The 25,416-nt window shown below is 37.8% G+C and carries 31 protein-coding genes and 2 pseudogenes; 27 read left to right on the top strand and 6 right to left on the bottom strand.

Annotated features, from left to right (window positions below):
* Positions 1 to 44 precede the first annotated feature (44 nt).
* From pulA to HT724_RS08170, 7 genes and pseudogenes are all read left to right on the top strand, one after another.
* Positions 45 to 2,324 (top strand): type I pullulanase, encoded by a 2,280-nt coding sequence (pulA, locus tag HT724_RS08200; protein ID WP_173276840.1) that lies wholly within the window; start codon positions 45 to 47, stop codon positions 2,322 to 2,324.
* Positions 2,325 to 2,706: 382 nt separating this feature from the next.
* Positions 2,707 to 4,635: a 1,4-alpha-glucan branching protein GlgB gene (gene glgB, locus HT724_RS08195; RefSeq protein ID WP_173276841.1), complete on the top strand. Its 1,929-nt coding sequence runs from the start codon at positions 2,707 to 2,709 to the stop codon at positions 4,633 to 4,635.
* Positions 4,625 to 5,767, top strand: coding sequence for a glucose-1-phosphate adenylyltransferase (locus tag HT724_RS08190; RefSeq protein WP_173276842.1), 1,143 nt, complete (start codon positions 4,625 to 4,627; stop codon positions 5,765 to 5,767). Before glgB ends, HT724_RS08190 begins: the two co-directional genes overlap by 11 nt.
* The gene (gene glgD, locus HT724_RS08185; RefSeq protein WP_173276843.1) at positions 5,757 to 6,896 is read left to right on the top strand and encodes a glucose-1-phosphate adenylyltransferase subunit GlgD; all 1,140 of its coding nucleotides are present in this window, start codon (positions 5,757 to 5,759) and stop codon (positions 6,894 to 6,896) included. The genes HT724_RS08190 and glgD overlap by 11 nt, the downstream gene beginning before the upstream one ends.
* Positions 6,893 to 8,326 (top strand): glycogen synthase GlgA, encoded by a 1,434-nt coding sequence (gene glgA, locus HT724_RS08180; protein ID WP_173276844.1) that lies wholly within the window; start codon positions 6,893 to 6,895, stop codon positions 8,324 to 8,326. Before glgD ends, glgA begins: the two co-directional genes overlap by 4 nt.
* A gap of 58 nt (positions 8,327 to 8,384) precedes the next feature.
* Positions 8,385 to 9,030 (top strand): annotated as a pseudogene (gene serB, locus HT724_RS08175) (phosphoserine phosphatase SerB).
* 9 nt (positions 9,031 to 9,039) lie between these two features.
* Positions 9,040 to 10,155 (top strand): glycerate kinase, encoded by a 1,116-nt coding sequence (locus HT724_RS08170; protein WP_173276845.1) that lies wholly within the window; start codon positions 9,040 to 9,042, stop codon positions 10,153 to 10,155.
* Here the strand turns inward: HT724_RS08170 and HT724_RS08165 are convergent.
* Positions 10,152 to 10,598, bottom strand: coding sequence for a DUF1694 domain-containing protein (locus tag HT724_RS08165; protein WP_173276846.1), 447 nt, complete (start codon positions 10,596 to 10,598; stop codon positions 10,152 to 10,154). The genes HT724_RS08170 and HT724_RS08165 overlap by 4 nt on opposite strands.
* A 163-nt stretch (positions 10,599 to 10,761) precedes the next feature.
* Between HT724_RS08165 and eno the strand changes: the two genes are divergently transcribed.
* Positions 10,762 to 12,066 (top strand): surface-displayed alpha-enolase, encoded by a 1,305-nt coding sequence (eno, locus tag HT724_RS08160; protein WP_000022813.1) that lies wholly within the window; start codon positions 10,762 to 10,764, stop codon positions 12,064 to 12,066.
* Positions 12,067 to 12,215: 149 nt separating this feature from the next.
* On the opposite strand, the gene HT724_RS08155 is transcribed toward eno, so the two are convergent.
* From HT724_RS08155 to HT724_RS08135, 5 genes are all read right to left on the bottom strand, one after another.
* A complete protein-coding gene (locus HT724_RS08155; protein WP_173276847.1) occupies positions 12,216 to 13,379 on the bottom strand; it encodes a site-specific integrase in 1,164 nt (387 codons plus the stop codon).
* Positions 13,380 to 13,773: 394 nt separating this feature from the next.
* Complete coding sequence (locus tag HT724_RS08150) at positions 13,774 to 14,208, bottom strand: type II toxin-antitoxin system PemK/MazF family toxin (RefSeq protein WP_045606907.1); 435 nt, start codon at positions 14,206 to 14,208, stop codon at positions 13,774 to 13,776.
* Between the two features lie 446 nt (positions 14,209 to 14,654).
* Positions 14,655 to 15,725, bottom strand: coding sequence for a hypothetical protein (locus HT724_RS08145; RefSeq protein ID WP_173276848.1), 1,071 nt, complete (start codon positions 15,723 to 15,725; stop codon positions 14,655 to 14,657).
* 81 nt (positions 15,726 to 15,806) lie between these two features.
* Positions 15,807 to 16,253, bottom strand: a complete 447-nt coding sequence (locus HT724_RS08140) for a hypothetical protein (RefSeq protein ID WP_173276849.1) — start codon at positions 16,251 to 16,253, stop codon at positions 15,807 to 15,809.
* 31 nt (positions 16,254 to 16,284) lie between these two features.
* On the bottom strand, positions 16,285 to 16,893 hold the full coding sequence (locus HT724_RS08135; protein ID WP_173276850.1) for a helix-turn-helix transcriptional regulator: 609 nt from the start codon (positions 16,891 to 16,893) through the stop codon (positions 16,285 to 16,287).
* 150 nt (positions 16,894 to 17,043) lie between these two features.
* Between HT724_RS08135 and HT724_RS08130 the strand changes: the two genes are divergently transcribed.
* The 19 genes and pseudogenes from HT724_RS08130 (at position 17,044) to HT724_RS08045 (ending at position 25,031) form a co-directional block, all read left to right on the top strand.
* Entirely contained in the window at positions 17,044 to 17,229 is a 186-nt protein-coding gene (locus HT724_RS08130; RefSeq protein ID WP_042900417.1) for a hypothetical protein, read from the top strand.
* Between the two features lie 95 nt (positions 17,230 to 17,324).
* A complete protein-coding gene (locus HT724_RS08125) occupies positions 17,325 to 17,510 on the top strand; it encodes a hypothetical protein (protein ID WP_070527671.1) in 186 nt (61 codons plus the stop codon).
* 300 nt (positions 17,511 to 17,810) lie between these two features.
* Positions 17,811 to 18,101, top strand: a complete 291-nt coding sequence (locus HT724_RS08120; protein ID WP_070527669.1) for a hypothetical protein — start codon at positions 17,811 to 17,813, stop codon at positions 18,099 to 18,101.
* Complete coding sequence (locus tag HT724_RS08115) at positions 18,098 to 18,298, top strand: hypothetical protein (protein WP_173276851.1); 201 nt, start codon at positions 18,098 to 18,100, stop codon at positions 18,296 to 18,298. The genes HT724_RS08120 and HT724_RS08115 overlap by 4 nt, the downstream gene beginning before the upstream one ends.
* A 1-nt stretch (position 18,299) precedes the next feature.
* Positions 18,300 to 18,502, top strand: a pseudogene (locus tag HT724_RS08110) (hypothetical protein).
* A 13-nt stretch (positions 18,503 to 18,515) separates the two neighbouring features.
* The gene (locus tag HT724_RS08105; protein WP_065427241.1) at positions 18,516 to 18,782 is read left to right on the top strand and encodes a hypothetical protein; all 267 of its coding nucleotides are present in this window, start codon (positions 18,516 to 18,518) and stop codon (positions 18,780 to 18,782) included.
* Between the two features lie 8 nt (positions 18,783 to 18,790).
* Entirely contained in the window at positions 18,791 to 19,309 is a 519-nt protein-coding gene (locus tag HT724_RS08100; RefSeq protein WP_173276852.1) for a hypothetical protein, read from the top strand.
* Positions 19,299 to 20,909: a phage resistance protein gene (locus tag HT724_RS08095; RefSeq protein ID WP_070527658.1), complete on the top strand. Its 1,611-nt coding sequence runs from the start codon at positions 19,299 to 19,301 to the stop codon at positions 20,907 to 20,909. The genes HT724_RS08100 and HT724_RS08095 overlap by 11 nt, the downstream gene beginning before the upstream one ends.
* Positions 20,910 to 20,928: 19 nt before the next feature.
* Positions 20,929 to 21,159: a hypothetical protein gene (locus HT724_RS08090; RefSeq protein WP_173276853.1), complete on the top strand. Its 231-nt coding sequence runs from the start codon at positions 20,929 to 20,931 to the stop codon at positions 21,157 to 21,159.
* A 101-nt stretch (positions 21,160 to 21,260) separates the two neighbouring features.
* Complete coding sequence (locus HT724_RS08085; RefSeq protein WP_173276854.1) at positions 21,261 to 21,434, top strand: sporulation protein Cse60; 174 nt, start codon at positions 21,261 to 21,263, stop codon at positions 21,432 to 21,434.
* Positions 21,435 to 21,449: 15 nt separating this feature from the next.
* Complete coding sequence (locus HT724_RS08080) at positions 21,450 to 21,608, top strand: DUF2292 domain-containing protein (RefSeq protein ID WP_173276855.1); 159 nt, start codon at positions 21,450 to 21,452, stop codon at positions 21,606 to 21,608.
* An 83-nt stretch (positions 21,609 to 21,691) separates the two neighbouring features.
* The gene (locus HT724_RS08075) at positions 21,692 to 22,291 is read left to right on the top strand and encodes a hypothetical protein (RefSeq protein WP_240156736.1); all 600 of its coding nucleotides are present in this window, start codon (positions 21,692 to 21,694) and stop codon (positions 22,289 to 22,291) included.
* On the top strand, positions 22,291 to 22,530 hold the full coding sequence (locus tag HT724_RS08070) for a hypothetical protein (protein WP_084953903.1): 240 nt from the start codon (positions 22,291 to 22,293) through the stop codon (positions 22,528 to 22,530). The genes HT724_RS08075 and HT724_RS08070 overlap by 1 nt, the downstream gene beginning before the upstream one ends.
* Before the next feature lie 63 nt (positions 22,531 to 22,593).
* Positions 22,594 to 22,860, top strand: a complete 267-nt coding sequence (locus HT724_RS08065; RefSeq protein WP_119942686.1) for a hypothetical protein — start codon at positions 22,594 to 22,596, stop codon at positions 22,858 to 22,860.
* Between the two features lie 50 nt (positions 22,861 to 22,910).
* Positions 22,911 to 23,252, top strand: coding sequence for a replication protein (locus HT724_RS08060; RefSeq protein WP_119942688.1), 342 nt, complete (start codon positions 22,911 to 22,913; stop codon positions 23,250 to 23,252).
* On the top strand, positions 23,239 to 23,490 hold the full coding sequence (locus HT724_RS08055) for a hypothetical protein (protein WP_119942690.1): 252 nt from the start codon (positions 23,239 to 23,241) through the stop codon (positions 23,488 to 23,490). Before HT724_RS08060 ends, HT724_RS08055 begins: the two co-directional genes overlap by 14 nt.
* A gap of 449 nt (positions 23,491 to 23,939) precedes the next feature.
* The gene (locus HT724_RS08050; protein WP_173276857.1) at positions 23,940 to 24,332 is read left to right on the top strand and encodes a transcriptional regulator; all 393 of its coding nucleotides are present in this window, start codon (positions 23,940 to 23,942) and stop codon (positions 24,330 to 24,332) included.
* Positions 24,333 to 24,528: 196 nt separating this feature from the next.
* Positions 24,529 to 24,657 (top strand): hypothetical protein, encoded by a 129-nt coding sequence (locus HT724_RS10415; RefSeq protein WP_259391131.1) that lies wholly within the window; start codon positions 24,529 to 24,531, stop codon positions 24,655 to 24,657.
* Positions 24,658 to 24,695: 38 nt separating this feature from the next.
* Entirely contained in the window at positions 24,696 to 25,031 is a 336-nt protein-coding gene (locus tag HT724_RS08045) for a hypothetical protein (RefSeq protein WP_119942696.1), read from the top strand.
* Positions 25,032 to 25,416 lie beyond the last annotated feature (385 nt).

The following is a 25,416-nucleotide window of genomic DNA, read 5'->3' as shown; positions in this document are numbered from 1 at the left end:
TTATTAGTAAAACAGAAACAAATTAAAAAAAGGAAAAAATAAAAATGTATACCTACCCTATGCGCATTCATTACCATCGCAAGAATGGTGAATACGACACTTGCTCTTTTGTAAAGAGTAAGGATCAACGAATTGATTTACTAACTTACCAAGAAGATTATTTTGGAGCCTTATTTAGCTTTGAACACCCAAGCGTTCATCCCTTAGAAAGCTTGAATTTTGTGGTTCATACAGGTCAAACTAGTAAAGAATATGTTATCCGTTTTAATCACTATCCCCTATTAACAGAGGTCTGGATTTTGGAAGGCGATGATCGGATTTATTACTCTGAAAATCCTGCTATTGCCAGTCCTTTCTATAAGAATCAAAATCCTTTTGCCTTTGACAAGGCTATCAATAGCGCTAGTTTCGACCACCATTGGGGGTACCAAGGAGAATTGGGGTGCCGTGTAGAGGACAATCAGGCTCATTTTTCCCTCTGGTCACCTACAGCGACAGCAGTGCAAGTTGTCGTTTATGAAACAGCTGCTAATGATGCACCTGTTTGGAAAACTTTTGAGATGGAGCGAGGGAATAGCTACTCCTATAATCATAAGGACAATACTATTGGTGTCTGGAGTTTGGATGTTGAGGAAGATTTGACTGGTAAGGCTTATCAGTATCAAGTCCAATTCCCTCATCACGAAACACTGACACGTGATCCTTATACAATAGCGACCAGCCCTGATGGCAAACGTTCTGCTATTCTGAGCCATGCAGAAAAACAAGTCGAAAATTTCGAGGTCAAGCATGGTTCTGATGCTGCTTGGCGTTTGGAAAATCCATGTAAGGCAGTTATTTGTGAAATGCATATTCGTGATTTGACCCAATCACCGACCTCAGGTGTGGATGAACATCTTCGAGGAACGTTCTTGGGTGCTGCTCAGACTGGAACGGTTAACCAGTACGGTCAGTCAACTGCTTTTGATCATATCAAGAAGTTGGGCTACAATTATGTTCAGTTGCAACCAATTGCAGACCGTCACAAAGAATACGATGAGGACGGGAATGTAACCTACAACTGGGGTTATGATCCACAAAACTATAACGCACCAGAAACTAGTTTTTCAACTAATCCAGATGATCCAGCTCAGGTCATTCGTGATTTGAAGACCATGGTTCAAGCTTACCACGATGCGGGTATTGGTGTCATTATGGATGTGGTCTATAACCATACCTTTTCAGTTGTTGATGCACCTTTCCAAACAACTGTCCCTGATTACTATTATCGTATGAATCCAGACGGTACCTTCCAGAATGGAACGGGTGTTGGAAATGAAACAGCCAGTGAACACGAAATGTTTCGCAAGTATATGATTGATTCTCTTCTATACTGGGTGCAGGAATACAATATTGACGGATTCCGTTTTGACTTGATGGGGATTCATGATGTCAAGACCATGCAGATGATTCGTCAGAGTTTGGATGAAATTGACCCTAACATTATCCTCTATGGAGAAGGTTGGGATATGGGAACAGGTCTTGCCCCTTATGATAAGGCTAAGAAAGACAACGCCTACGAAATGCCAAACATTGGTTTCTTTAATGACAATCAGCGTGATGCTGTCAAAGGTGGAGAAGTTTACGGTGCAATTAAATCAGGTTTTGTCAGTGGTGCTGCGACAGAGCCAATTCTAGCTAAAGCAATCCTAGGAAGTCGTGAATTAGGAACCTATACACATCCAAATCAGGTGCTTAATTATGTAGAAGCCCATGACAATTACAATCTTCACGATTTATTGGCAACTCTTCATCCAGACCAAAGTTCAGAACAAATCATGCGCAAGGTTGAGACAGCCACAGCCATGAATCTGCTCATGCAAGGAATGGCCTTTATGGAAATCGGTCAAGAATTTGGTCGTACCAAACTGGTTGCGACTGGTGAGAATGGTGAGTTGACCCATGATGATAGAGAGCGTGCGATGAATAGCTATAATGCTCCTGACAGTGTGAACCAAGTCAACTGGGATTTGATCAATGAGCGTCAAGATAGTATTGAGTTTATCCGTCAAGTCATCCGATTGAAGACAAAAACTGGTGCCTTTTCTTACTCTAGCTATGATGAAATTTACCATCATGTCTTTGTGCATTCTGCGATTGAACATAGCGGCTGCCTTATCTATGAAGTTCATGGGAAAGAACACCTCTTGGTTGTTGTGAATGCTAAATCCGAACCCTATCAGTTTGAGAATGCAGGAAATTTAGCCATGTTGGTAACCAATAGTCGTTCAAAAGAAGATAATGTTTTAGATGATATTAGTCTAGCCGTCTTGAGTGTTTTATAAAGACCATCTATCTCGCTATTCTAACACATTATTGGAAGTGAACGAATAGAAAGAGCTTAGCTAACAACTCACTTGTATAGAAAAGTTGATAAATATTTTCATCAAATGTGTAAAATCAGGAAATTGTTTTCCTGGTTTTATTTTTTTGCTATAAAACAATAATAATCATAGAAAAAATCCGAACTTTTTGGTATTATAGTAGAGAAAAGAAAGGCGTTTTCACATTTTTTTGAAAAAATATTGCTTTACAATTGAACGAGAAAGTGAACTTTTTGTAGATTTTCAAAATAATTTTAAATAAGTATAGTAATTTACTTGAATCTTCTCTAAAAAGGTAGTATAATAAAAACATAGAAAACGCTTACAGAAAAGAGGGGGTATTATGGATAAAAGAGAAGCTTTGCGCACCTTTATGACAGGAGAGAATTTTCACCTTCAGCATTATCTAGGAGCACATAAAGAGCAAGTGAATGGAGAGTGTGGCTATACTTTCCGTGTTTGGGCACCTAATGCTCAGGCTGTTCACTTGGTTGGTGATTTTACCAACTGGATTGAGGGTCAGATTCCAATGGTAAGAAATGACTTTGGGGTCTGGGAAGTCTTTACCAATATGGCTCAAGAAGGGCATATTTACAAATATCATGTCACACGTCAAAATGGTCATCAACTGATGAAGATTGACCCTTTTGCTGTCAGATATGAGGCTCGTCCAGGAACAGGGGCAATCGTAACAGAGCTTCCTGAGAAGAAATGGAGGGATGGACTTTGGCTGGCACGAAGAAAACGTTGGGGCTTTGCTGAACGTCCTGTCAATATCTATGAAGTTCACGCTGGCTCATGGAAAAGAAATCCTGATGGTAGTCCTTATAGTTTTGCCCAGCTCAAGGATGAACTCATTCCTTATCTCGTTGAAATGAACTATACTCATATTGAGTTTATGCCCTTGATGTCCCATCCTTTGGGCTTGAGTTGGGGGTATCAGCTTATGGGTTACTTCGCTTTAGAGCATGCCTATGGCCGACCAGAGGAGTTTCAAGATTTTGTCGAGGAGTGTCATATCCATAATATTGGGGTTATCGTAGACTGGGTACCCGGTCACTTTACCATCAACGATGATGCCTTAGCCTATTATGATGGGACACCGACTTTTGAATACCAAGACCATAATAAGGCTCATAACTATGGTTGGGGCGCTCTCAATTTTGACCTTGGAAAAAATGAAGTCCAGTCCTTCTTGATTTCTTGTATTAAGCATTGGATCGATGTCTATCATTTGGATGGTATTCGTGTGGATGCTGTTAGCAACATGCTCTATTTGGACTATGATGATGCTCCATGGACACCTAATAAAGATGGGGGAAATCTCAACTATGAAGGTTATTATTTCCTTCAACGCTTGAATGACATTATTAAGTTAGAATATCCAGATGTGATGATGATTGCAGAAGAAAGTTCGTCTGCAACCAAGATTACGGGAATGAAAGAGCTTGGTGGTCTAGGATTTGACTACAAATGGAACATGGGCTGGATGAATGATATCCTCCGTTTCTACGAAGAAGATCCGATTTATCGTAAATATGACTTTAACCTAGTGACTTTCAGCTTTATGTATGTTTTCAATGAAAACTATCTCTTGCCATTCTCGCACGATGAAGTGGTTCATGGCAAGAAGAGTATGATGCATAAGATGTGGGGAGATCGTTACAATCAATTCGCAGGCTTACGCAATCTCTACACTTACCAAATTTGTCACCCTGGTAAGAAATTGCTCTTCATGGGTAGCGAATACGGTCAATTCCTAGAATGGAAATCTGAAGAACAGTTGGAATGGTCTAACCTAGAAGACCTAATGAATGCTAAGATGAAGTATTTCACTTCTCAGCTAAACCAGTTTTACAAAGACCATCGCTGTCTGTGGGAAATCGATACCAGCTATGATGGTATTGAAATCATTGATGCAGATAATCGAGACCAGAGTGTTCTTTCCTTCATTCGTAAGGGTAAGAAGGACGATATGCTAGTCTGTGTCTTTAATATGGCACCAGTTGAACGAAAAGATTTTACAATCGGACTACCCGTTGCAGGAATTTACGAAGAAGTCTGGAATACTGAGTTAGAAGAATGGGGAGGCGTTTGGAAAGAACATAATCAAACTGTTCAAACGCAAGAAGGACTATGGAAAGATTATGAGCAGACCTTAACCTTTACCCTACCAGCTATGGGAGCTAGTGTCTGGAAAATCAAACGCCGCTTGAAATCTGCAAAAACCGTCACAAGTAAAAACCAAAAAGGAGTAGAAAATGAAGAATGAAATGTTAGCTTTGATTCTTGCTGGTGGGCAAGGAACTCGTCTCGGTAAACTCACTCAAAGCATCGCAAAACCAGCTGTGCAATTTGGTGGGCGCTACCGTATCATTGACTTTGCCCTATCAAACTGTGCCAACTCAGGAATTCATAATGTTGGGGTCATTACACAGTATCAACCTCTTGCTCTCAACAATCATATTGGGAATGGTTCAAGCTGGGGACTAGATGGTATCAATTCTGGTGTTTCTATTCTCCAACCTTATTCTGCCAGTGAAGGAAATCGTTGGTTTGAGGGGACTAGTCACGCTATTTACCAAAATATCGACTATATCGACAGTGTCAATCCTGAGTATGTCTTGATTTTGTCTGGGGACCACATCTACAAAATGGACTATGATGATATGCTCCAGTCTCATAAGGATAATAATGCCAGCTTGACAGTAGCAGTTTTAGACGTCCCTCTTAAAGAAGCGAGCCGTTTTGGTATCATGAATACAGATGCTAACAATCGTATTGTTGAATTTGAAGAAAAACCAGCTCAACCTAAATCTACAAAAGCTTCTATGGGAATCTACATTTTTGATTGGCAACGCCTTCGTAATATGTTAGTCGCTGCTGAAAAGAGTAATGTAGATATGTCAGACTTTGGTAAAAATGTCATTCCGAATTACCTTGAGTCAGGTGAAAGTGTTTATGCTTACGAATTTAGTGGTTATTGGAAAGATGTTGGTACGATTGAGTCACTTTGGGAAGCGAACATGGAGTACATTTCTCCAGAAAATGCCTTGGATAGTCGTAACCGTCAATGGAAGATTTACTCAAGAAACTTGATTTCACCACCAAACTTCCTCGGGGCAAATGCTGATGTGGAAGACTCATTAGTTGTAGATGGATGTTTCGTTGATGGAACTGTTAAACATTCTATCCTTTCAACAGGCGCGCAAGTTCGCGAAGTAGCGGAAGTTGTTGATTCAGTTATCATGAGTGGAGCTATCATTGGTCAAGGAGCTAAGATTAAACGTGCCATTATTGGTGAAGGTGCGATTATTTCTGACGGTGTCGAAATTGATGGAACAGATGAAGTACAAGTTGTAGGATATAATGAAGTAGTGGGGGTAGCAACAGATGAAGATTGATAAATATTCTGCCATTTTAGGAAATACAGTTGGTTTTCATGATATGTCGACATTGACGGACCACCGTCCAGTAGCAAGTTTGCCATTTGGTGGGAAATATCGTTTGATTGACTTCCCGCTTTCTAGTCTTGCTAATGCAGGTGTTCGTAGTGTCTTTGGTATTTTCCAGCAGGATAATATCAGCTCAGTCTTTGACCATATCCGCTCAGGACGCGAGTGGGGCTTATCAACCCTTCTTAGCCATTACTATCTAGGAATTTACAATACCCGTGTAGAAAGTAGCACAGTTGGAAAAGAATACTACCAACAGCTTCTTACTTATTTGAAACGTTCTGGCTCAAACCAAACAGTTGCCCTCAACTGTGATGTTTTGATTAACATTGATTTGAACCAAGTTTTCCACCTTCATAACACAACGAAGGGGCCTATTACAGTTGTTTATAAGAAACTTCCTAAGAAAGATATTTCAGAAGTGAACGCAATCTTGGAAGTAGATGAAACAGACCATGTTCGTTCTCATAAACTCTTTGATAGCAAGTCAACATCTGAAACGTTCAATATGTCTACAGATATCTTTGTCGTTGATACACCTTGGTTGATTGAACGATTGGAAGAAGAAGCTAAAAAAGAACATCCAGAGAAGTTGCGCTATGTTTTACGTGATTTAGCTACTAAAGAAGGGGCTTTCGCCTACGAGTATACAGGTTATCTGGCAAATATTCACTCTGTAGAGTCTTATTACCAAGCTAATAAAGATATGCTTGAATCGCAAAAATTCTATTCTCTTTTCTCACCAAACCAAAAGATTTATACAAAGGTCAAAAACGAAGAGCCGACTTACTATGCTAATACATCTAAGGTAAGCACTTCTCAGTTTGCGTCTGGTAGTATCATTGAAGGTCAAGTAGCTAATTCTGTTCTATCACGTAATATTCATGTCCATAAGGATAGCTTGGTTAAAGATAGCCTGCTCTTCCCTCGTGTTGTGATTGGAGAAGGTGCTCAGGTAGAATATGCTATCTTGGACAAGGGTGTTGAAGTTGCGGATGGAGTTGTGATCCGTGGAACTGCAGAAAATCCAGTTGTTGTTAAGAAAGGTAGCAAAGTAACAGAGGATATTCATTCATGAAAATTTTATTTGTAGCAGCAGAGGGTGCACCCTTTTCAAAAACAGGTGGTTTGGGAGACGTCATTGGCGCTCTTCCAAAATCACTGGTAAAAGCTGGGCACGAAGTTGCAGTGATTTTACCCTACTATGACATGGTAGAGACTAAATTTGGAAATCAGATTGAAGATGTTCTTCATTTTGAGGTGAGTGTTGGTTGGCGCAGACAGTATTGTGGAATTAAGAAAACAGTATTAAATGGTGTAACCTTCTACTTTATTGACAGCCAATATTATTTCTTCCGTGGTCATGTTTACGGTGATTTTGATGACGGAGAGCGCTTTGCCTTTTTCCAACTTGCTGCCATTGAGGCTATGGAAAGAATTGACTTTATCCCTGATCTTCTCCATGTTCATGACTACCATACAGCTATGATTCCTTTCTTGTTGAAGGAAAAATACCGTTGGATTCAAGCCTATGAGGGCATTAAAACAGTTTTGACCATTCATAATTTGGAATTCCAAGGACAATTTTCAGAAGGAATGTTATGGGATTTGTTTGGAGTTGGCTTTGAACGTTATGCTGATGGTACCCTTCGCTGGAACAACTGTCTGAACTGGATGAAGGCTGGTATTCTTTATGCTGACCGTGTTTCAACCGTTTCACCTAGCTATGCTCATGAAATTATGACAAGTCAGTTCGGATGTAACTTGGATCAGATTCTTCGAATGGAGTCTGGTAAAGTTTCTGGTATCGTGAATGGGATTGATGCTGACCTTTATAATCCTCAGACGGATGCTCTTTTAGACTATCATTTCAATCAGGAAGATTTGTCTGGGAAAGCCAAAAACAAGGCAAAATTGCAAGAAAGAGTTGGCTTGCCAGTTAGAGCTGACGTTCCACTGGTGGGAATTGTTTCTCGTTTGACACGTCAAAAAGGTTTTGATGTGGTGGTCGAAAGTCTTCACCATATCTTGCAAGAAGATGTTCAGATTGTTCTTTTGGGAACTGGCGATCCAGCCTTTGAGGGAGCTTTCTCATGGTTTGCTCAGATTTACCCAGACAAGCTATCAGCAAATATCACTTTTGATGTCAAACTAGCTCAAGAAATCTATGCTGCTTGTGATCTCTTCCTCATGCCAAGTCGTTTTGAACCGTGTGGCTTGTCTCAAATGATGGCGATGCGTTACGGAACCTTGCCATTGGTTCATGAAGTTGGTGGCTTGCGAGATACCGTTCGCGCTTTCAATCCAATCGAAGGAAGCGGTACTGGCTTTAGCTTTGACAATCTATCTCCTTACTGGTTAAATTGGACTTTCCAAACAGCATTGGACTTGTATAGAAACCATCCTGACGTTTGGAGAAATCTACAAAAACAAGCTATGGAGTGTGATTTCTCATGGGATACAGCCTGCAAGTCATACCTTGACTTGTACCAAAGTTTAGTTAACTAATAGATAAAATCGTATGATGACTTCATACGATTTTTGGGCTGTTTAGAGAGGAGAACTGATGTCTCAAGTAAAAGGCTTGTGTGTCATGGATGTTGATGGAACCTTAATCCTAGAAGAAGTGATTGATTTGTTGGGTCGAGAGGCAGGTTGTGAGGAGGAAATTTCACAGATTACAAGTCAGGCAATGAGAGGAGAGTTAGACTTTGAAAGCAGTTTAAGCAAAAGAGTTTCCTTGTTGGAAGGCCTCCCTATTTCGGTCTTTGATAAAGTTTTCAACTCAATTCATCTATCGCCAAATGCCCAGAAATTCATTTCCATTATCCAAAAGAATGGCATCCAAGTTGGTCTGGTGTCCGGTGGATTTACTTCAATAGTTGAGAGGATGGCAAAATCTCTTGGAATTGCCTATTTTTCTGCCAACCAACTTGAAGTCAAAGATGGTCTTTTAACTGGAAAATTGATTGGACAAATTATCAATCCCGAGAACAAAAAAAGATACTCTAGAACAATGGAGAAAGGAACTGCAACTTCCTAGAGAAAGAACGGTTGCAATCGGTGATGGGGCTAATGACTTATTAATGTTGAAGTCAGCAGGACTGGGAATTGCTTTTTGTGGCAAAGAAGTGCTCAAAAAAGAAATACCGAATCATGTTGACAAGAGGGATTTTTTAGAAGTTCTACCTTTGATTGACTGTTTAGAATGAGGGAAAAATATGAAAATTGTAATTGCACCAGATTCGTTTAAGGAAAGCTTGACAGCTGAAGAGGTAGCCGAAGCTATTAAAAGAGGCTTCCAACAATCGATAGCAGATATAGAATGTCTCCTCTGCCCTGTTGGTGATGGGGGAGAAGGTACTGTTGATGCTATTCGACATTCTCTTGACCTAGAAGAAAAATGGATCAAAGTGACAGGACCTTTTGGACAAAAAGAAGCCATGCGCTATTTTCAAAAAGGGGAATTATCCTTATTTGAAGTAGCTGACTTGGTCGGCCTTGGAAAGATTCCGCTAGAGCAACGAAATCCACTCCAAATCCAAACTCGAGGTATTGGAGAGTTGATTCGTCATCTCATTGCTCAAGGGATTAAAGAAATCTATATCGGCGTTGGTGGCACGGCCAGTAATGATGGAGGACTGGGGGTTGCTGCTGGTTTAGGTTATCGATTTTATGATAAGGATGGAAATGTCTTACCGGCTTGCGGTCAATCCTTACTAAACTTAGCTTCTGTCTCAACAGAAAATCGCTATGAAATTCCTGAAGATGTGCAAATTCGTATTTTAGCAGATGTCGTGAGTCTCTTATGTGGTCATCAAGGTGCGACTTATACTTTTGGCAAACAAAAAGGTTTAGATCCTACTATGTTTGCAGTCGTAGATCAGGCAATCCAAGATTTTTATGAAAAAGCCTCACCTGCAACATTAGAAATTAAAGGAGCAGGAGCTGGTGGAGGCATTGCTGCTAGTTTGTGTGCCTTTGCTCAAGCAAGAATCGTATCTGGGATTGATACCTGTTTAGATTTGATTGATTTTGATAAGAAAGTTTTAGATGCTGACTTGGTTGTTGTTGGAGAAGGAAGACTTGACAGTCAAAGCTTTGCTGGGAAAGCGCCTATAGGTGTTGCAAAAAGAACCCCTGTTGGAGTTCCTGTTATTGCTATTTGCGGTAGTCTTGCTGAGGATTTACCTCCCCTACCATTTGAAAATATCCAAGCTGCCTTTTCTATTTTGGAGAAAAGTGACCCTTTAGCAGATAGTTTGAAAAATGCCAGTCTCTATCTGGAGCACACGGCCGCAAATATTGGACATTTATTAAAGATGCCTAAGATTTAGCCAAACCATTTCTTCCAGATGGATGTTTTGACTGGTTCTTCCTTTTTACTTTCCCAAAGTTTTGCAAAAGCAAGTCGAAGATCCTTTTCTTCTACTTGGACTGGTGCATTGCTATGGATAATCAGGCCAAAAGGAGAAGAAGTATGCTCTTCAGATACAATGGTAGCTTGACTATCAGTTTCTTTAGCTTCTTTTAAGTAGAAAACTTGTTTGTCAAATTCGATATTTGGTGAAATCTTCACAAATAGTGGCTCTGCTTTTTCCTGAAGATTTTCTAAAATAGATAAAAAACCTTTTTCTAACTGAGGGCTATTCGCTGTGTCAATATCTGCATATCCAAGAACTCTTTCCTCAAAAGTACCAAGATAGCGTCTTTGCTCATCTGGATTTAATTTTGCTCCACCATGAGCTTTTTCAAGTAATTGTTTTGATAAATCTGTCATGAAAACAGTATATCATAAAAGTTAGAATAAAACAGACAAAAGAAAGCGATTACTTTATAAAGTTAAGGAAAATTTGCACAAAGATAACGTTTTTTCTTGAAAAAGGAGGGTTTTTAAGGTATTATAGAGGTGTAAAAAATTTAACTCATAAGGAGAGTAAAAAATGTCAATTATTACTGATGTTTACGCTCGCGAAGTCCTAGACTCACGCGGTAACCCAACACTTGAAGTAGAAGTTTACACTGAATCAGGTGCTTTCGGACGTGGTATGGTTCCATCAGGAGCTTCTACTGGTGAACACGAAGCAGTTGAACTTCGCGACGGTGACAAATCTCGTTACGGTGGTCTTGGTACACAAAAAGCTGTTGACAACGTAAACAACATCATTGCTGAAGCTATCATCGGCTACGATGTACGTGATCAACAAGCTATCGACCGTGCTATGATCGCTCTTGACGGTACTCCTAACAAAGGTAAATTGGGTGCTAACGCAATCCTTGGTGTGTCTATCGCTGTAGCTCGTGCTGCTGCTGACTACCTTGAAATCCCACTTTACAGCTACCTTGGTGGATTTAACACTAAAGTTCTTCCAACTCCAATGATGAACATCATCAACGGTGGTTCTCACTCTGACGCTCCAATCGCTTTCCAAGAGTTCATGATCTTGCCAGTTGGTGCGCCAACATTTAAAGAAGCTCTTCGTTACGGTGCTGAAATCTTCCACGCTCTTAAGAAAATCCTTAAATCACGTGGTTTGGAAACTGCCGTAGGTGACGAAGGTGGATTCGCTCCTCGTTTCGAAGGAACTGAAGACGGTGTTGAAACTATCCTTGCTGCGATCGAAGCTGCTGGATATGTTCCAGGTAAAGACGTATTTATCGGATTTGACTGTGCTTCATCAGAATTCTACGATAAAGAACGTAAAGTTTACGACTATACTAAATTTGAAGGTGAAGGCGCTGCTGTTCGTACATCTGCAGAACAAATCGACTACCTTGAAGAATTGGTTAACAAATACCCAATCATCACTATCGAAGATGGTATGGATGAAAACGACTGGGATGGTTGGAAAGCTCTTACTGAACGTCTTGGTAAGAAAGTACAACTTGTTGGTGACGACTTCTTCGTAACAAACACTGACTACCTTGCACGTGGTATCCAAGAAGGTGCTGCTAACTCAATCCTTATCAAAGTTAACCAAATCGGTACTCTTACTGAAACTTTTGAAGCTATCGAAATGGCTAAAGAAGCTGGTTACACTGCCGTTGTATCACACCGTTCAGGTGAAACTGAAGATTCAACAATCGCTGACATCGCAGTTGCAACTAACGCAGGACAAATCAAGACTGGTTCACTTTCACGTACAGACCGTATCGCTAAATACAACCAATTGCTTCGCATCGAAGACCAACTTGGTGAAGTAGCAGAATACCGTGGATTGAAATCATTCTACAACCTTAAAAAATAATCTAATTTCTAGATTAGAGGGCGTCAAGCCTTTAAACTAAGCACTTTGGGGCGCTTTCCCTTAGTGCTTTTTCTAATTTTACTACCCTTTTAGTTACCCTTAACTGATTTTAGGTATAGTAAGAGGGTAGTCACTAAACGTGACACCCTTTATAAATTATTGATGGCTGTTTCATAATTTGAGACAGCTTTTTTTGCATTCTCTTGGTTTGTATGCCAGTAAACATTTTCAGTCACTAATAAGTTAGAGTGTCCCAATCTATATTGGACATCTTTAGGGCTAGTCTGAGCGTACAACATCATAGTGGTATGTGTATGGCGGAAACCGTGGAATGATACATTCGTTACACCAGCGTTCTCAAAATGCTTATTTAGACGTTTGCGTAGGTTGCAAGCATAAGCATATTTTTCTGTAAAAACTGAGAATACAACTGTTTCAGTTCGGCCTAATTTCCAAGACTGAATTTGTTGACGATTCTTGTACTGTTTAAGTAAAAGCAGGGTGGCTTTGTCTATTGGTATATCACGATAACCAGCGCTTGATTTAGGCGAATTTATTTCTTGATAGCGGTTTAGTGTTTTAGTGATACTGATAACACCGCTTTCTAGATCAATATCAGACCACTCAAGGGCTAAGGCTTCACCGATACGGCAACCAGTTGCCAATAAAGTTTTATACAGGACAACATCAAATAGGTTTTCATAATTTGATTGATCCAGAGTATCTAAATAATTCAGAAACTGTTTTAATTCTTTGTTGTCTAAGTATTTTACAGTAGACTTTTCTTTTTGCTGTTTGCGTGGAACGATGACATCGTTAGCTGGATTGTATTGTATTACCTGGATAGCTACGCCATACTTCAAAATACGCTTATTCATGTTATGGAGTAAGGAGTAGTTAGCAAACGCCCCTTTTTCGCCTTTATTGGCCTTGTCAGCCCATTTATTTACTTGCTGTTGAAGAATAGGCGTGGTCAGCTTATCTAGCTTGTAATCGCTAAATACAGGCAATAAATGCACTCTAACCAATCCATCCATAGATTGACGAGTATTGGGCTTAACTGTATTCTTGTAACTATCCCACCAAACTTTTACCAATTCTTCGTATGTTGTGATTGTTGGTTTATCTTTAACTGTATAGCCGTTTGAAGCAAAAGCATTGACAGCCTCTCTTGCTTTGATTTTAATCCCCTTTTTAGTGTTGGCCGTAACAGTAGTTCTAGCCTTTTTCCCTGTAAGTTTATCAACTCCAAGATACACGCTTGCTCGATATACGATAAATCCGTTTTTCTTTTTGTATTCTGTAATATTCATGGTTTACTCCTTTTCCATCAGCAGGCAAGCAATTAGAAAAGATTTTGAGTTTATACCATGCGAGGGGCTACGAGAAACCCCTTATTTTCGATTTTAAGCAGTCAGACGATAAATAATGCCAGAGCATAAAAAAATGCGGAAATGGGGCTTATATAGGCTTGAAGCTTGAGCGAAGCCCGAGAATCCACGCGCCTTTGTTGCTATAATCGGACTTTTCGGCTACCCTAAAAGAAAAATATTAGGGATGAGGTTCCAGGGATTTTTAATAAACTAAAAGCCCAACTCATAAGAGCAGGGCTAGAGATGTCCTCTTGGGACAGTATCATCTATTTTGTCGTCAAGCGACTTTATGATTTAATTCTAACCCTAATTTTAAAAAAAGTCAATTTTTTATTTAATATAAATCTAGTCCAAGAACTTCTTTTATCTTGTCTAATAGTTTTTTATGGTCGTTTGTATCTAGCTTGTAAGCTGGTCTATAAACTTTATCATATAACTCTTTTCCCGCTGCATCTAGCATTACTTGTCCATCACTATCAGTCTTTTTCTTTGTTTTATAGACGATTTTCCGTTTGTCTATTTCTTGGATTTTTCGGACATAAGCATAGGCTTTTGGCTTGGAAGGAGTGTTTTGATATTTACTATTTTCAATCGTGATACCACCACGATATTTCTTTCCTGATTTTTTACCAGTTAAAGGTGCTACTAGGAGTGTTCCATCAGCTTTGTCAGGAATTGTTAAGATGATAGCGTAGTGTTTTCCGTAAAATTCATTCCCACCTTTTTGTGGGAAGTTGATTAGATAAACTTCGCCTTGTTGAAATTTCATATAATGCTCCAGATAATAAAATAAGGTGTACCTCTTAGAAGTACACCAGACCGTTTTGTCCTTGACGAACAAGGCTTTATAAGTAAATATCGTATCCTTGACGAACAAGGCTTTTGACATTATCAGTGTACTGCTTTTTTAACTTTTTGTCAAGTTTTTTGTTAAATTTATTTTTATTATTGTCAACTATTTCATTTTGGAAACAGTTGTTTTTACTTGTTTATGTTATAATTATTTAAAAAGAGAGAGGAGAAAAAAATATGTTAAAAAAAGAGTTAAAAAATTTTATTGTATCGACATTTATATTTCTCTTAATTTTCAAGATTTTTTTCTCAATAACTACGATTTACATCACAAATAGCTATCTTTCAATAGCGATAACTACACTTGTCACATTTTTATTAAAAAAATTTATTTCTTTCGAGTCTAACTGATGTTAGACTTTTTTATTCCTCAAACTTACCTGGTGGATTACTAGTAGTCTGTTGTACAACTGATTTGTTTTCTATAGCAGCTGTTAGTTTTCTCGGAATACGAATTCCTAATTCAGATATTGGTACACCGAGTTCATCAGCTAGTTCTTTTGCTTGCTTAATCCGGTCGAGTTTGTTTTTTTGATAGTCTTGATACGTATTTATTAATCCTGGGACTTCAAGTTCTAATCCCATAACCTTTAGTTTCCCCCCACTTGTCAGAACAATTGCTCCACCAAGTATCATTGAAATTATAAGTCCATAGTTTACAGTATGCGTAATAAGTTCTATAATACCCTCGGACTGTACATTTATTTTTGAATCTACTCGTGTTTCAGGGAAAAGCAACCTTGTTAATAGAGAATATTGATAAACAAATTGACCCAAATAAACCCCTTGAATATCTTTTTCTTCTGTTACATGGTAGCTAATATATAGTTTTTCGTCTTCAATATAGCAAGGGAAAAGTGCGCGGTTAATGAACGGTTTATAATCATTTATATTTGATAGTGTTGCATGAGAATAAATCATTTTATACAATGCGCTGTCTGCATCGGAACGATTAAACCATCCTAACCAATGGACTTTCCACCTTTTTGCAAAGTCAGATCGACTATGCGTCAACTCTTCACTTTTGTATTGTTCAAGCTCATATTGATCGAGTTCGTAAAGTGGTCCAATAACTTTACCGACTAAAAATCGTTCAGATCCTTCAGATGGGACAACAACTATATCGTTTTTCTTAATGTTATTTACAAAGCGAAGCAGTTGGCCTGCAGTGATACCATATTTGTTTTCAGATGGTTCTAAGTCATCTTGAAATGTTAGTTTTTCTTTTAAAATTTCTTTTAATACATTGGAATTATTATCTGCTCGTCTAATATCTTCAAGGGTAATCTCATTCCATCCAATACCTATATAGCCATTTAGATTAAAATCCGTATAATATTCTCCAGAGTTAGCACGCACTAGCCAATAATCACTAGAAGAATCTAAAACAGGGATTTCTTTTTTTATATTTTCTATAATTTCTTTTAATTCCATTGTAATTATCTACTTTCTTTTTTATTTCCCTCTATACACGCTCAGACTGGCCAAACTTTGAGAGCGTGGGGATTTTTTTGTTTATTCAAATCCTTTGAAACTATCTAAAATCTTATCTTTTGAGTCTGTAGCATTAAGCACTAAAACAACATAATTCCCGTAGATATAAGCAGGGTGTCCAATCAACTCTTTTTCTTTCTTAGCTTCTTCAAACATTGGGTTTTTATCGTAATATTCGTAAACCTCTACAGCAGTATCATCTTCTAAGATGAAACCTTTCCCTGATTCGGCTTGAATAAGACTAGCTTCTTTTGAGATTTCCTCTTTGATTGTGAAGCCATTACTTTCTATCGCTTTTTTAAAATCGTCTAAGCTAGTAGCCTTTTTAGAAGCAGGTTTGTCATTTGCTTTAGTTTGCTCCATTTTTGGTTGCTCCGAGCTATCTTTGGTAGCAGATTGATTGTTAGAGCAAGCTACTAGAAGAGTAGTAGTAAACAGGATTGCTGATGTGCTTAGTAGTTTTTTCATGGGTATTTTCCTTTTTAGTTCTCAAATGATATTAGTCATCTGATTCTTTTTCAATTGAAGAATAATTGTCTTTCCATGTTGAGCTATATTCAAATAATTGTTTGAAGTCATAAGTCTTAGCAATTTCCATTTCACTTTGATAGCCTGCTCCCATTGCAACCATCAAATATCTATTATTTATATTTGACATTGTTTTCATAAGATCTTTGATTTGCTCAATTTGATTATCTGAAAGATAGATAGAATACTCTTTTAGTAGTCGGATAAAATCTTTGTCAAATGCTTGCGCAGTTTTTTCAACCTCTTTTCTTTGATTATATAGAAGTCTGTTCCGAACGATAGATAAATAGTGATTTCTTAATTCTGGATTATTTTCTAAATCTTCTTTTTCAGTTGGAGTTAAAACATGATCTAGCTGTAATTCTAATTCTTCTATTAAGTTTTTTGGAACTTCATCATACCCCAACAGAGACCCAACGCTTACTCCGAAGTAGTCAGCTAGTTGCTGGGCTTTTTCTGGTTTGATTTGGCTTTCTTCGTTTTCCCATTTTTGGTACCCTCTACGGGTCACGCCCATAGCTTTAGCAACGACCTCCTGTGTGTCGCCTTTTTTTTGTCTCAATTCTTTTAGTCTGTTCATGTATATTACCTCAATTTCAATTATATCACAAAATAACAAAAAGCTAACAAAAAATTCACTTTTTATTATTTAATCATTGAAAGATAACAAAAAATACGCTATACTACAATCAAGCTAACAAATAGTTAGCTAGAGAAAGGAGGAATTTCATTGCTTATTACCTCAACACAAGCAAAAGCGATTCGCCGAAAGCAGGCAGACAAGAAATTGACTGCAAAGCAAGCAGGCGAAGAAATAGGGGTTTCACAAGTTACCTATCGCAAAATCCGAGACGGTGGCGAAGTAAAGCCTAGCATTTATCAAAAAGCTATGCAGTGGCTTGCAGAAGACTATTAGAAAGGAGCGACCCAATCGCAATACTATTTTACATTTACAGATTTCTCATGTGGTGCTTTACCACTGGGGATTGACAACAAAAAAGGAGCAAAGAAATGAACTTTAAAGAATTTAAAACATGGCTAGATGATGCTGTAAGCATGGCTGAAGCTATGGCATTACCTGAAAATAAAGGGGTACTTGACGACTTGATAGAGAATACGGCCAATAACCTAGCTTTTATCGCTGAGTTAGTGGAAAGCCGTCAACTGATTTATAAAAAACCTAGACATGAAGATTAAAAACGACAACAAAAAAAGTCACTTGCTGAAAGTTTGGCGACAGTAGCAAGCGACTGGATCAAGAGTATAGATATTTTTTCTATATCTCAATTATAACAAAAATCAACCATTCAATCAATAACAACTAATGGCAGGCAAGTAATTAGAAAAGGTTTTGAAAAGCATAGAGCGCCAACTCTTAAAACTGGTACTTTCTCACGCTTTCAATTTGGCGACTCTGAGCGTGAGGCATGTGACAGGAAAAAAGCATTAAAAAGCCATCGTGGCAATTATAAAAAGATAGAAAAAGAGGTAAAAAACATGACAACAAAAAAAGCAACATCAAGCCAACAAGTTCTATTATCGGCTAAGAAACTAGCAGAATTAGGGAACGAATTAACCGACATCATGAATGTTTTAGAAATGAATAACCTAGCTCTTGAAGGGCTTGAGTTTGCACTACAGAAAGATACGACCACGTTCTTATGGCTTGCTAAAAAATACACTGATACAGCATACGCCCAGAATGAAAAGCTATACGATCGTCTAAATGAAATAGCCTTTTTGCTTTTGAACAATGACGACGCTAAAGAGCTGGAGGCAATGCAATGACACTAGACCTAGACAACATGACACAAGCAGAATTTGATAAACAAATGGCTGAAATCAAGGAGAGAAATCCGAACCTCTTCCAGTTTATTGCTGATTTTGTAGATAGAAAAGTAAGCACCGAAGAGGTGGAAGACTTCCTGAAGATGGGACGAAGCGACCAAGTGGACTACATCAAGAACTATAAAGCGAGGGCATGACATGAATGAATTAGATTTGACCAATACACAGGCGGTAATCTCTATGGTGGTACTGATTGGCTTACTGCTTTATCAAACCACCGAGACCGCAAAAAAAGCGCCCAATTTGAGCGAGAAAACCAACAGACGATAGAAACACCTAGAGAGGATTTGAACCCTTACTATGGGCGATATATCCAGCTTGCTGGTAAGATTCATAATTAGAAAGGGGTGTAATATGCAACTATTATCAAGAGAAGCAGAACTTGAATTACTGGAGAAAGTGGGAGATCACTTAGCTAAAAGGATGGAACTGGAAAAGCAACGTGATGACAACTGGGACTTGATTTCTAGGCCTGACTTACTCAAAAAACTTGGTATTAGTGGAACTACCTTAAATAATTGGGAAAAAGAAGGTCTCCGGCCACTACGTTCCCCATTTGAAAGTAGTAAGAAAGTTTATTACCGCAAGAGTGATGTTTACAATTTTCTTGCAGTAGATTAGGAGGTGTAATGAGAATAATAGAGTTGACTATATCCGTTGAGAAAATGCCTCTATTTGGCTTTCTCAAGTCAAATCCTACTCAAGTATGGAAGAATGGGGAACACTACAAATTTACCTATTATGAGCCTGTAGATGAGGCTTTGACGGGTTTTCAATACAAAGGCTTATATGTGTCTATTAAAGACGAAAATGAGGCAGTAGAGGGCTGGGGATTGATCAGAAATTTGGATATTGCTATGGCCAGCCCTGACTTGCTGACGATCCTGAAAGATTTAGAGGTAAACAAATTGACCGAGCAACGACAGGGGCTTGGAGTGGAGTTAAAGGGCTGGATTTTTGACCTGATTTGTAATGGCATTTATACCAGATATGAGACTTCACTCTTTGTCCGACTGCTATTTGTGAATGGCTATAGTTTTAATCAGCTGGTGGATTTGTTTTCTGCAATCGTTAAACGCAAAGACCTAGCAAGCTATTTCTTAGAAGTAGCAAGAATATTTTATAAGGAGGTAGTATTTGAATATTAGAGACAAATTAAATGAGATCATAAGATTAAACTGGACTGAATCAGATTTTGGTTTTTCTAAGAAAAAGGCAGACTACAAGCGTCAGTTGGCTCATATTTATCACTTAGACAGTTTTAACAAGCTGAAATATAAAGGTGAAGAGATAATAATTTCCGCTAGCGAAATTATGTATACTACGGATGTAAATGGAAAGGAAGAAAAGTTTGTATCTGCTAAGATAAAGCAAAAGAAAAAGAATAATAAAGATATCATTAAAGTGGAATTTGAATCCAGTTTCCAACCTTTTGCCAAGATGGTGATTGATTACCTTTTAGGGCGTTATGTATTCTACAATGGTCAACTTTATGATGTAAATAATCGACAAGCAAATAAGATTGACGATATAAGACTGGTTAGTCTTTATGGATTTAAGCATGATACAGAGTTTGTATTGGATATTTTAAAGGGAATTGATAAGCATTTCCATATTGAGCCAATCAGAGTTCTAAAACCATTTCAGATTGCTGGTAATGATTTTATTATTGATTTGGAAAAACACACTCTGACCAGATGTGTTTTGAATAACGAGATTTCATTTTTTAAGTATTATCCAGTTGATTTTGAAACTGCTAAGAGTAGTAAAGAGATTGCCAATAAATTTTTACACTACGTTATTGATGATCCTGATAGTTTCCACAATGCCCAATTACAGACATACTACATAGCACAAGTTGCCAGTGGATTGAAAAACAAAACCAATTTCTTTATAACCAAGTCTGGAATAAGAACTGGTAAAGGATTGAGACATATTGCCTTATCTGGACTGTTTAACAAAATCGATGTTGAACTGGATAACTTGGTTTCACGAGGATTTGACGCTTTGAATGCTTGGGCTATGTTTTCGGGTGGGGAAATGGCCTTAGCGACTGAGCAAGGCGATATTATTGGAGATAAGATTGAGCGTGTTTTAAAAGTAATTGCAACCGAGAAAACACACGTAGCCAGAATGGTAGGAGGAAACCAAGGTCTTGTTATGCTTTCTAGTGTTTTGTGTATTGATACCAATAGAAATGTATCTCTTTCAGATGAAATGAACGGGCGCAAGGTATTGATCCAGTATAAAGATAGACCATCTGGAGAAACTGACTTGGAGCGTGAAGAAGCCTTTGCCGAATATTGGGAGGCATTTACACTACCAGATAAATCTCCAAGGATTGAAGGGTGTATTGGTTTCTTGCTATCCAGTCTTGATTATTTTAATGAGCAAGAACAGAAGTTCATCTGGAAAAATGTTGAAGTGTATAATGGCGATGAAGAACTTGATGATTTTCAGATATCTTTGATAAATCTATTACAAGAAACTGATTTTGTAGCAAGATCTTACAATCCCTCCATAGATTATCTTTACGATAAAATTTATGGAAGAAACACTACAAAAGCTGGAAATGCACTTAGGACAATAGGTGTTAAAAGAGATCGTAAAAGAGTTAATGGGGAACGATTAAGCGGATATGTGATTGAAAACCAAAAACGCTTTGATACTTTTGTTATAAAAGAAGAAAAGAGAGAATTAAGAGTAGATTTTTCAATTTTTGAAGAACTTGGAGAACTTGAACAGTAAAAGTGGCCATAGCGACCACATGTTGGCCACATGTCTGGCCACAGGTAAAAAATACATATGGACAGGAAACAATAAAGGAGTAAAAATGAATTTCGTAACCGCAAAAGAGTTGACAATAGCATTAGATAGCCTAAATGAATGGCTGGGAGAAAATCCTGATTTAAGATTGACAGATATAAGATTGGGAAAGTGCACTTCAAAAGAAGTCACGTTTAGAGTTGAATATGTAGATTTGAGGAAGGGAGTTTAAATCAGCAATCAAAGGAAAACAAAATGGGGTAGATAGTACCGACCCCCTTGCAATGGTGTAACTACTAGTGACACCCTGAAAACAGAAAGAGGAAAAACAACATGAAAATTAAACTATTTTATCAGAAATACAAGCAAAGCCTAGAGGATTTTGAAAGCCAGGTAAATGATTTTATGGCAACCGTTGAAGTGGTGGATGTAAAATATTCAGAAGCAACAGTGGGGAATAGTGAGGATATGGATACACTAACCAGTGTGATGGTTCTATACAAATAGCATGAGAGGATAAACATGGAAATACAAGAAGGCTTTATTTATTTCAAAAGTTATGGTATAATAAAACTGTTAGAGGTTCCAAGGTTTGGTAGTATCACGCTTAAAATACAAGACGGTGAGTTTGTCTCCAGCGTGGAATCTAAAACAACAATATTTAAAAAGAATACTGACTGAAAAAATCAGAGGTATAGCATAAAGTAGAGTAATCTATTTTGGCTATGCCTCTTTTGTTTTTGGAAAGATTGGAGGAAAAAGAAATGCCAACATTGCAAGAAGTTAAAAACCAGATGGACAAAGTACGGACTCAATTAGAGATTTTTGATCGCTTTGATGAGGAAATCAAGAAAGCAGAAAAAGAAGTTAAGGATATCAAATCCAAGAAAGCTGAGTTACAAACTTTTGAAGATTTTCAATCTATTAACGCAAAAGAAAAATATATTGCTGATATGAAAGCACAAAGAACAAAACTCGAAAAAGAACGAATTGACTCAATCGTGGCAGACGCTAGAAAAATTAATGCAAAAGGTTATTTAGAGACAACATTAGAGCAAGATGAAACAGTGAAACGCCAACGTCAAGAAATCAAACAGAAATCTATTGAGCTTCTGGAGTTGATTGCAAATTATAACGAAAACTACAAAAATACTGCTAAGAGATTGGCGGATGAGGTAAGAGAAACAGGTATTGAAGAGTTATTTGACCGCCTGAATACATCCCCAGAATATAGTGGAGTAAGTAAGCCTTACATTTACAGTGGCGTAGCTGGTTACATGGGAAACCAACACCGCTATTTAGATCCGAGTGATGATTTGGCGTATTTTGTGAATCGTATTAACTATTTTGAGGGAGAACAATAATGAAAGATGAATATAAACAACTATTTCAAGAAATCGAAGAAGAGAAGAGACAAGCTGACTTACTGCAGGGGCTTGCCAAGAACGTAGAAAGTATTTCAAAATCTTACGAAGAGGAAGCTGTAACCCTTGAAGAGTTTAAGGCTATGGGTTACAAGCGTAGACATGAACTATTTGAGAAAGATAAAGCCCTATATGATAAGCTACTGGGCAAAGAAAAGCGTGGTTTGTTAGGTTTGTGATGTGGAGGGGAGCAATCCCCTTTTTTTACATAAATCAGACAGAATTACACACGAGGTAGGGGAATGGTTAGAAGTTTAAAAGCGAGACTAGAAAAGTTAGAAGAGTATGCTGGGAAGACGGAATATGCAACAACCGATGAATGTATATCTTTATATGTGGATTGTTTAAGGTTTGCTTTTCAGCAAGATGAAATAAAAATAGATATGGATGATTTTATTAAAACACCATTTAAAGATATTAAGCTATCAGACTATAAGAAATCACAAAAACGTATGGATGAACTTAGGGAAATGACTGGGATAAGTGAGTTTCCAGAATTAGAGCAATAAAGCGAGGTGACTAGTATTTGACAGAATTAAGCAGAAAAAAAGAGATATTTATGGCCAATTATCTCATGACTGGGAATGTAAAAAAAGCTAGTGAATTAAGTGAGATCACCAGAAAGACGGCTTACAATTACTTGAACGATGCAACCTTTAAGAGAATTTACCGTGAAAGACGTAGCGAACAACTCAAGGAGTCTACTACGCTGTTACAGAATGCAAGCGTTGAGGCAGTCAATGTATTAAGGGAAATCATGCTTGATAAGACAGTAAGCCCGTATGCGAGACAACAAAGCGCCCAGAGCATTCTAAACATGGCTTATAAGGCAGTTGAAATGGTTGAGGTAGTGGAGCAATTAGAAGTATTAGAGGCTAAGATACTAGATGAAGGCGATTAAAAACCGTTTAAATAAGTTGAATAAGTTAGCGGTAGTTGATGAAGTTGATACCGTGTTTTTGACGCAGATTGATACTGGACATTTTGAGGTAAGATATAGGATAGGTGGAAAAAATCCCAAAGATATTATAGAAGTCTATCCGACAAAAGAAGAAGCAGAAAAAGCTATCTCAGAAATTAGAAATACAAAAGGATTGCGGATATTCTGGGACAATTTGGCTTTATTGGAGGATGATTAGAGCTTATCATTTATCAAGCAGATAAGAGAAATAATAACCCTCCTTAACTCCCTGAGAAACGACAAGCAGATAAGGACGACAATAAGCCTTCTTAATTGCTTACAAAACGATAGGGAGTTAAGACGAATTTAAAAGCCCCTTATTTTCGTTTTTCTCCTTGTCAAACGGTAAGGAAATAAGACAGGAAATAACATCGCTTATTTTGATTTTGCTCCCTGAAAAACTGTAAGGAGATAAGAGCAATTTAAAAGTTTGTTATTTTGGATTTGTTGCTTACCAAATGATAAGCAGATAAGCAAGGAAATAAGAGAGATAAAAACATCCCTTAATTGCTTATCAAATGGTATGGAGAATGGACTTTAACGCCGAGAAAACGCAAAAAAGCCAGCACAGGGCTGACTCTCATGGTATGGTTTCGCATAACTATTATATCATGAAGGAGCGAACTAATGGAGCTGGATAACTTGAAAACGATGATGAACGTCAGAGAGCGGATGACTTACTTTCTGAGATTCCAGAGGATGGCAGGAAGTGAAAACCAAGTTACGATAGATGAAGAGGCTTGGGAACTTGTCTTACCTGATCAGTGGAATTTGAGTGGTGAGCATGAAAAGGCAATCCGTGAGGGGTTGGAAATATTCGCCCAAGACATCAACAGTATAGAGAACAAACGAGCCAGAAAATATTTTATTATCCATTATTGCTACATGAGAAAGAAAACAGTAAGTGAATGTTTAGAAATTGCTGGGGCAAAATCCACTAGCTACCACCGATATAAACAGATAGCCGTCTTAAACTTTGCGAGAATCCACCAGAACGGAGAGCTAGAAGTATATAAGTAGGCTGAGGCTTCATATTCGCCCCTTATTCGCTTTGTTTTGGACTGTATAACTAAATCACCACGGATAAACTAAAAGCCCTTAGAAACTAATCTGGGGGCTTTTGTGGTTGAAAAGTGTTAGAAAAGGTATATAATATGGATAAGAATAGAAGTAGAGAAATCCAGAAACAGGGAAGACCGAGCTAGTACCTGCTGATATGACTTATAAAGAGTGGTATAGCAAGTATGTGGATGGTGAGGACGTTGTTAAGGAATCAAAACCAGAAGTGGATGACAAGATTTTTGTAGCTGATAAACCAAATGAAATAGATGATTTCTTTAGATGAAAATGGAATGATAATTTATGGCTTGGAGGTGTTAGAAGATGGGATTTGATAAAGATTTTATAGAAAAGGCTTTTTCTGATGGAAAAGATAGAGTTAATCGAGCGATTTATGTAAAACCCGAAGAACTTATTGAAATATCTGATGAAGATTTGAGTTATTTTGGTGAGGGTATCTTTTGTTGCCTTCCTCGCAATCAGTACATAATGGATCACAAAGATGAAATCAGAGAAAAATATAAACTTTCTCCAAATATGCCAAAGATAAATGGCATCTATTTAGGGAGTTTGGTAAAAATGAGGTCATGGACTAGAATTTGGAAGACAAACCCAAGCTTAAAAGAAATAATCGAAATGACAAAAAAAGAAAGCATTTAGAAATTCTAAGTGCTCTTTGATATGAGTTATTTTTTGCCTTTTATATACTACGTGGTATAATGAACCTATCAGCAATAAAAAAAGCACGTTTGACCGTGCTAGTTTCTTGCCTGCTGAACTCATCATTTTAAGTTCCTTTTTGTTACCCTTTAAGTTATCTCAACTTATTTGAATTTAATAGTTTTTGAGAAAATCAAGTTAGATATTGAGTAGGCTTAGGCCTATTTATTAGTATCTAATAATAGGAAGATAACTTGAAAAAATAAAATAGTTCAGTGAACTATTTTATCCCGAACCTTGAAATTCAAAAGTTCGGCCGTTGATTTAACAACGTTTCTAGCCCCTCGGATTTTATCCGAAGGGCTATTTTTTAGCTCTTTGTCAA

It is taken from the genome of Streptococcus sp. k-402 (genome assembly GCF_013277515.1).
Lineage (GTDB): Bacteria > Bacillota > Bacilli > Lactobacillales > Streptococcaceae > Streptococcus.
The sequence above is the reverse complement of the archived record's forward strand: the minus strand, read 5'-3'. Positions and strand labels throughout refer to the sequence as shown.

Coding starts and splice junctions, on each gene's coding strand:
- HT724_RS08080 (WP_173276855.1), top strand. CDS start 21,450: ATGGAAATACAAGAAGGCTTTATTTATTTCAAAAGTTATGGTATAATA.
- HT724_RS08045 (WP_119942696.1), top strand. CDS start 24,696: ATGGGATTTGATAAAGATTTTATAGAAAAGGCTTTTTCTGATGGAAAA.
- HT724_RS08140 (WP_173276849.1), bottom strand. CDS start 16,253: ATGAAAAAACTACTAAGCACATCAGCAATCCTGTTTACTACTACTCTT.
- HT724_RS08090 (WP_173276853.1), top strand. CDS start 20,929: ATGTTGGCCACATGTCTGGCCACAGGTAAAAAATACATATGGACAGGA.
- HT724_RS08145 (WP_173276848.1), bottom strand. CDS start 15,725: ATGGAATTAAAAGAAATTATAGAAAATATAAAAAAAGAAATCCCTGTT.
- eno (WP_000022813.1), top strand. CDS start 10,762: ATGTCAATTATTACTGATGTTTACGCTCGCGAAGTCCTAGACTCACGC.
- HT724_RS08050 (WP_173276857.1), top strand. CDS start 23,940: ATGGAGCTGGATAACTTGAAAACGATGATGAACGTCAGAGAGCGGATG.
- glgA (WP_173276844.1), top strand. CDS start 6,893: ATGAAAATTTTATTTGTAGCAGCAGAGGGTGCACCCTTTTCAAAAACA.
- HT724_RS08150 (WP_045606907.1), bottom strand. CDS start 14,208: ATGAAATTTCAACAAGGCGAAGTTTATCTAATCAACTTCCCACAAAAA.
- HT724_RS08060 (WP_119942688.1), top strand. CDS start 22,911: ATGGCCAATTATCTCATGACTGGGAATGTAAAAAAAGCTAGTGAATTA.
- HT724_RS08100 (WP_173276852.1), top strand. CDS start 18,791: ATGAGAATAATAGAGTTGACTATATCCGTTGAGAAAATGCCTCTATTT.
- HT724_RS10415 (WP_259391131.1), top strand. CDS start 24,529: ATGACTTATAAAGAGTGGTATAGCAAGTATGTGGATGGTGAGGACGTT.
- HT724_RS08075 (WP_240156736.1), top strand. CDS start 21,692: ATGCCAACATTGCAAGAAGTTAAAAACCAGATGGACAAAGTACGGACT.
- HT724_RS08070 (WP_084953903.1), top strand. CDS start 22,291: ATGAAAGATGAATATAAACAACTATTTCAAGAAATCGAAGAAGAGAAG.
- HT724_RS08065 (WP_119942686.1), top strand. CDS start 22,594: ATGGTTAGAAGTTTAAAAGCGAGACTAGAAAAGTTAGAAGAGTATGCT.
- HT724_RS08155 (WP_173276847.1), bottom strand. CDS start 13,379: ATGAATATTACAGAATACAAAAAGAAAAACGGATTTATCGTATATCGA.
- HT724_RS08125 (WP_070527671.1), top strand. CDS start 17,325: ATGAACTTTAAAGAATTTAAAACATGGCTAGATGATGCTGTAAGCATG.
- HT724_RS08105 (WP_065427241.1), top strand. CDS start 18,516: ATGCAACTATTATCAAGAGAAGCAGAACTTGAATTACTGGAGAAAGTG.
- HT724_RS08190 (WP_173276842.1), top strand. CDS start 4,625: ATGAAGAATGAAATGTTAGCTTTGATTCTTGCTGGTGGGCAAGGAACT.
- HT724_RS08115 (WP_173276851.1), top strand. CDS start 18,098: ATGACACTAGACCTAGACAACATGACACAAGCAGAATTTGATAAACAA.
- HT724_RS08055 (WP_119942690.1), top strand. CDS start 23,239: ATGAAGGCGATTAAAAACCGTTTAAATAAGTTGAATAAGTTAGCGGTA.
- pulA (WP_173276840.1), top strand. CDS start 45: ATGTATACCTACCCTATGCGCATTCATTACCATCGCAAGAATGGTGAA.
- HT724_RS08135 (WP_173276850.1), bottom strand. CDS start 16,893: ATGAACAGACTAAAAGAATTGAGACAAAAAAAAGGCGACACACAGGAG.
- glgD (WP_173276843.1), top strand. CDS start 5,757: ATGAAGATTGATAAATATTCTGCCATTTTAGGAAATACAGTTGGTTTT.
- HT724_RS08085 (WP_173276854.1), top strand. CDS start 21,261: ATGAAAATTAAACTATTTTATCAGAAATACAAGCAAAGCCTAGAGGAT.
- HT724_RS08120 (WP_070527669.1), top strand. CDS start 17,811: ATGACAACAAAAAAAGCAACATCAAGCCAACAAGTTCTATTATCGGCT.
- glgB (WP_173276841.1), top strand. CDS start 2,707: ATGGATAAAAGAGAAGCTTTGCGCACCTTTATGACAGGAGAGAATTTT.
- HT724_RS08170 (WP_173276845.1), top strand. CDS start 9,040: ATGAAAATTGTAATTGCACCAGATTCGTTTAAGGAAAGCTTGACAGCT.
- HT724_RS08165 (WP_173276846.1), bottom strand. CDS start 10,598: ATGACAGATTTATCAAAACAATTACTTGAAAAAGCTCATGGTGGAGCA.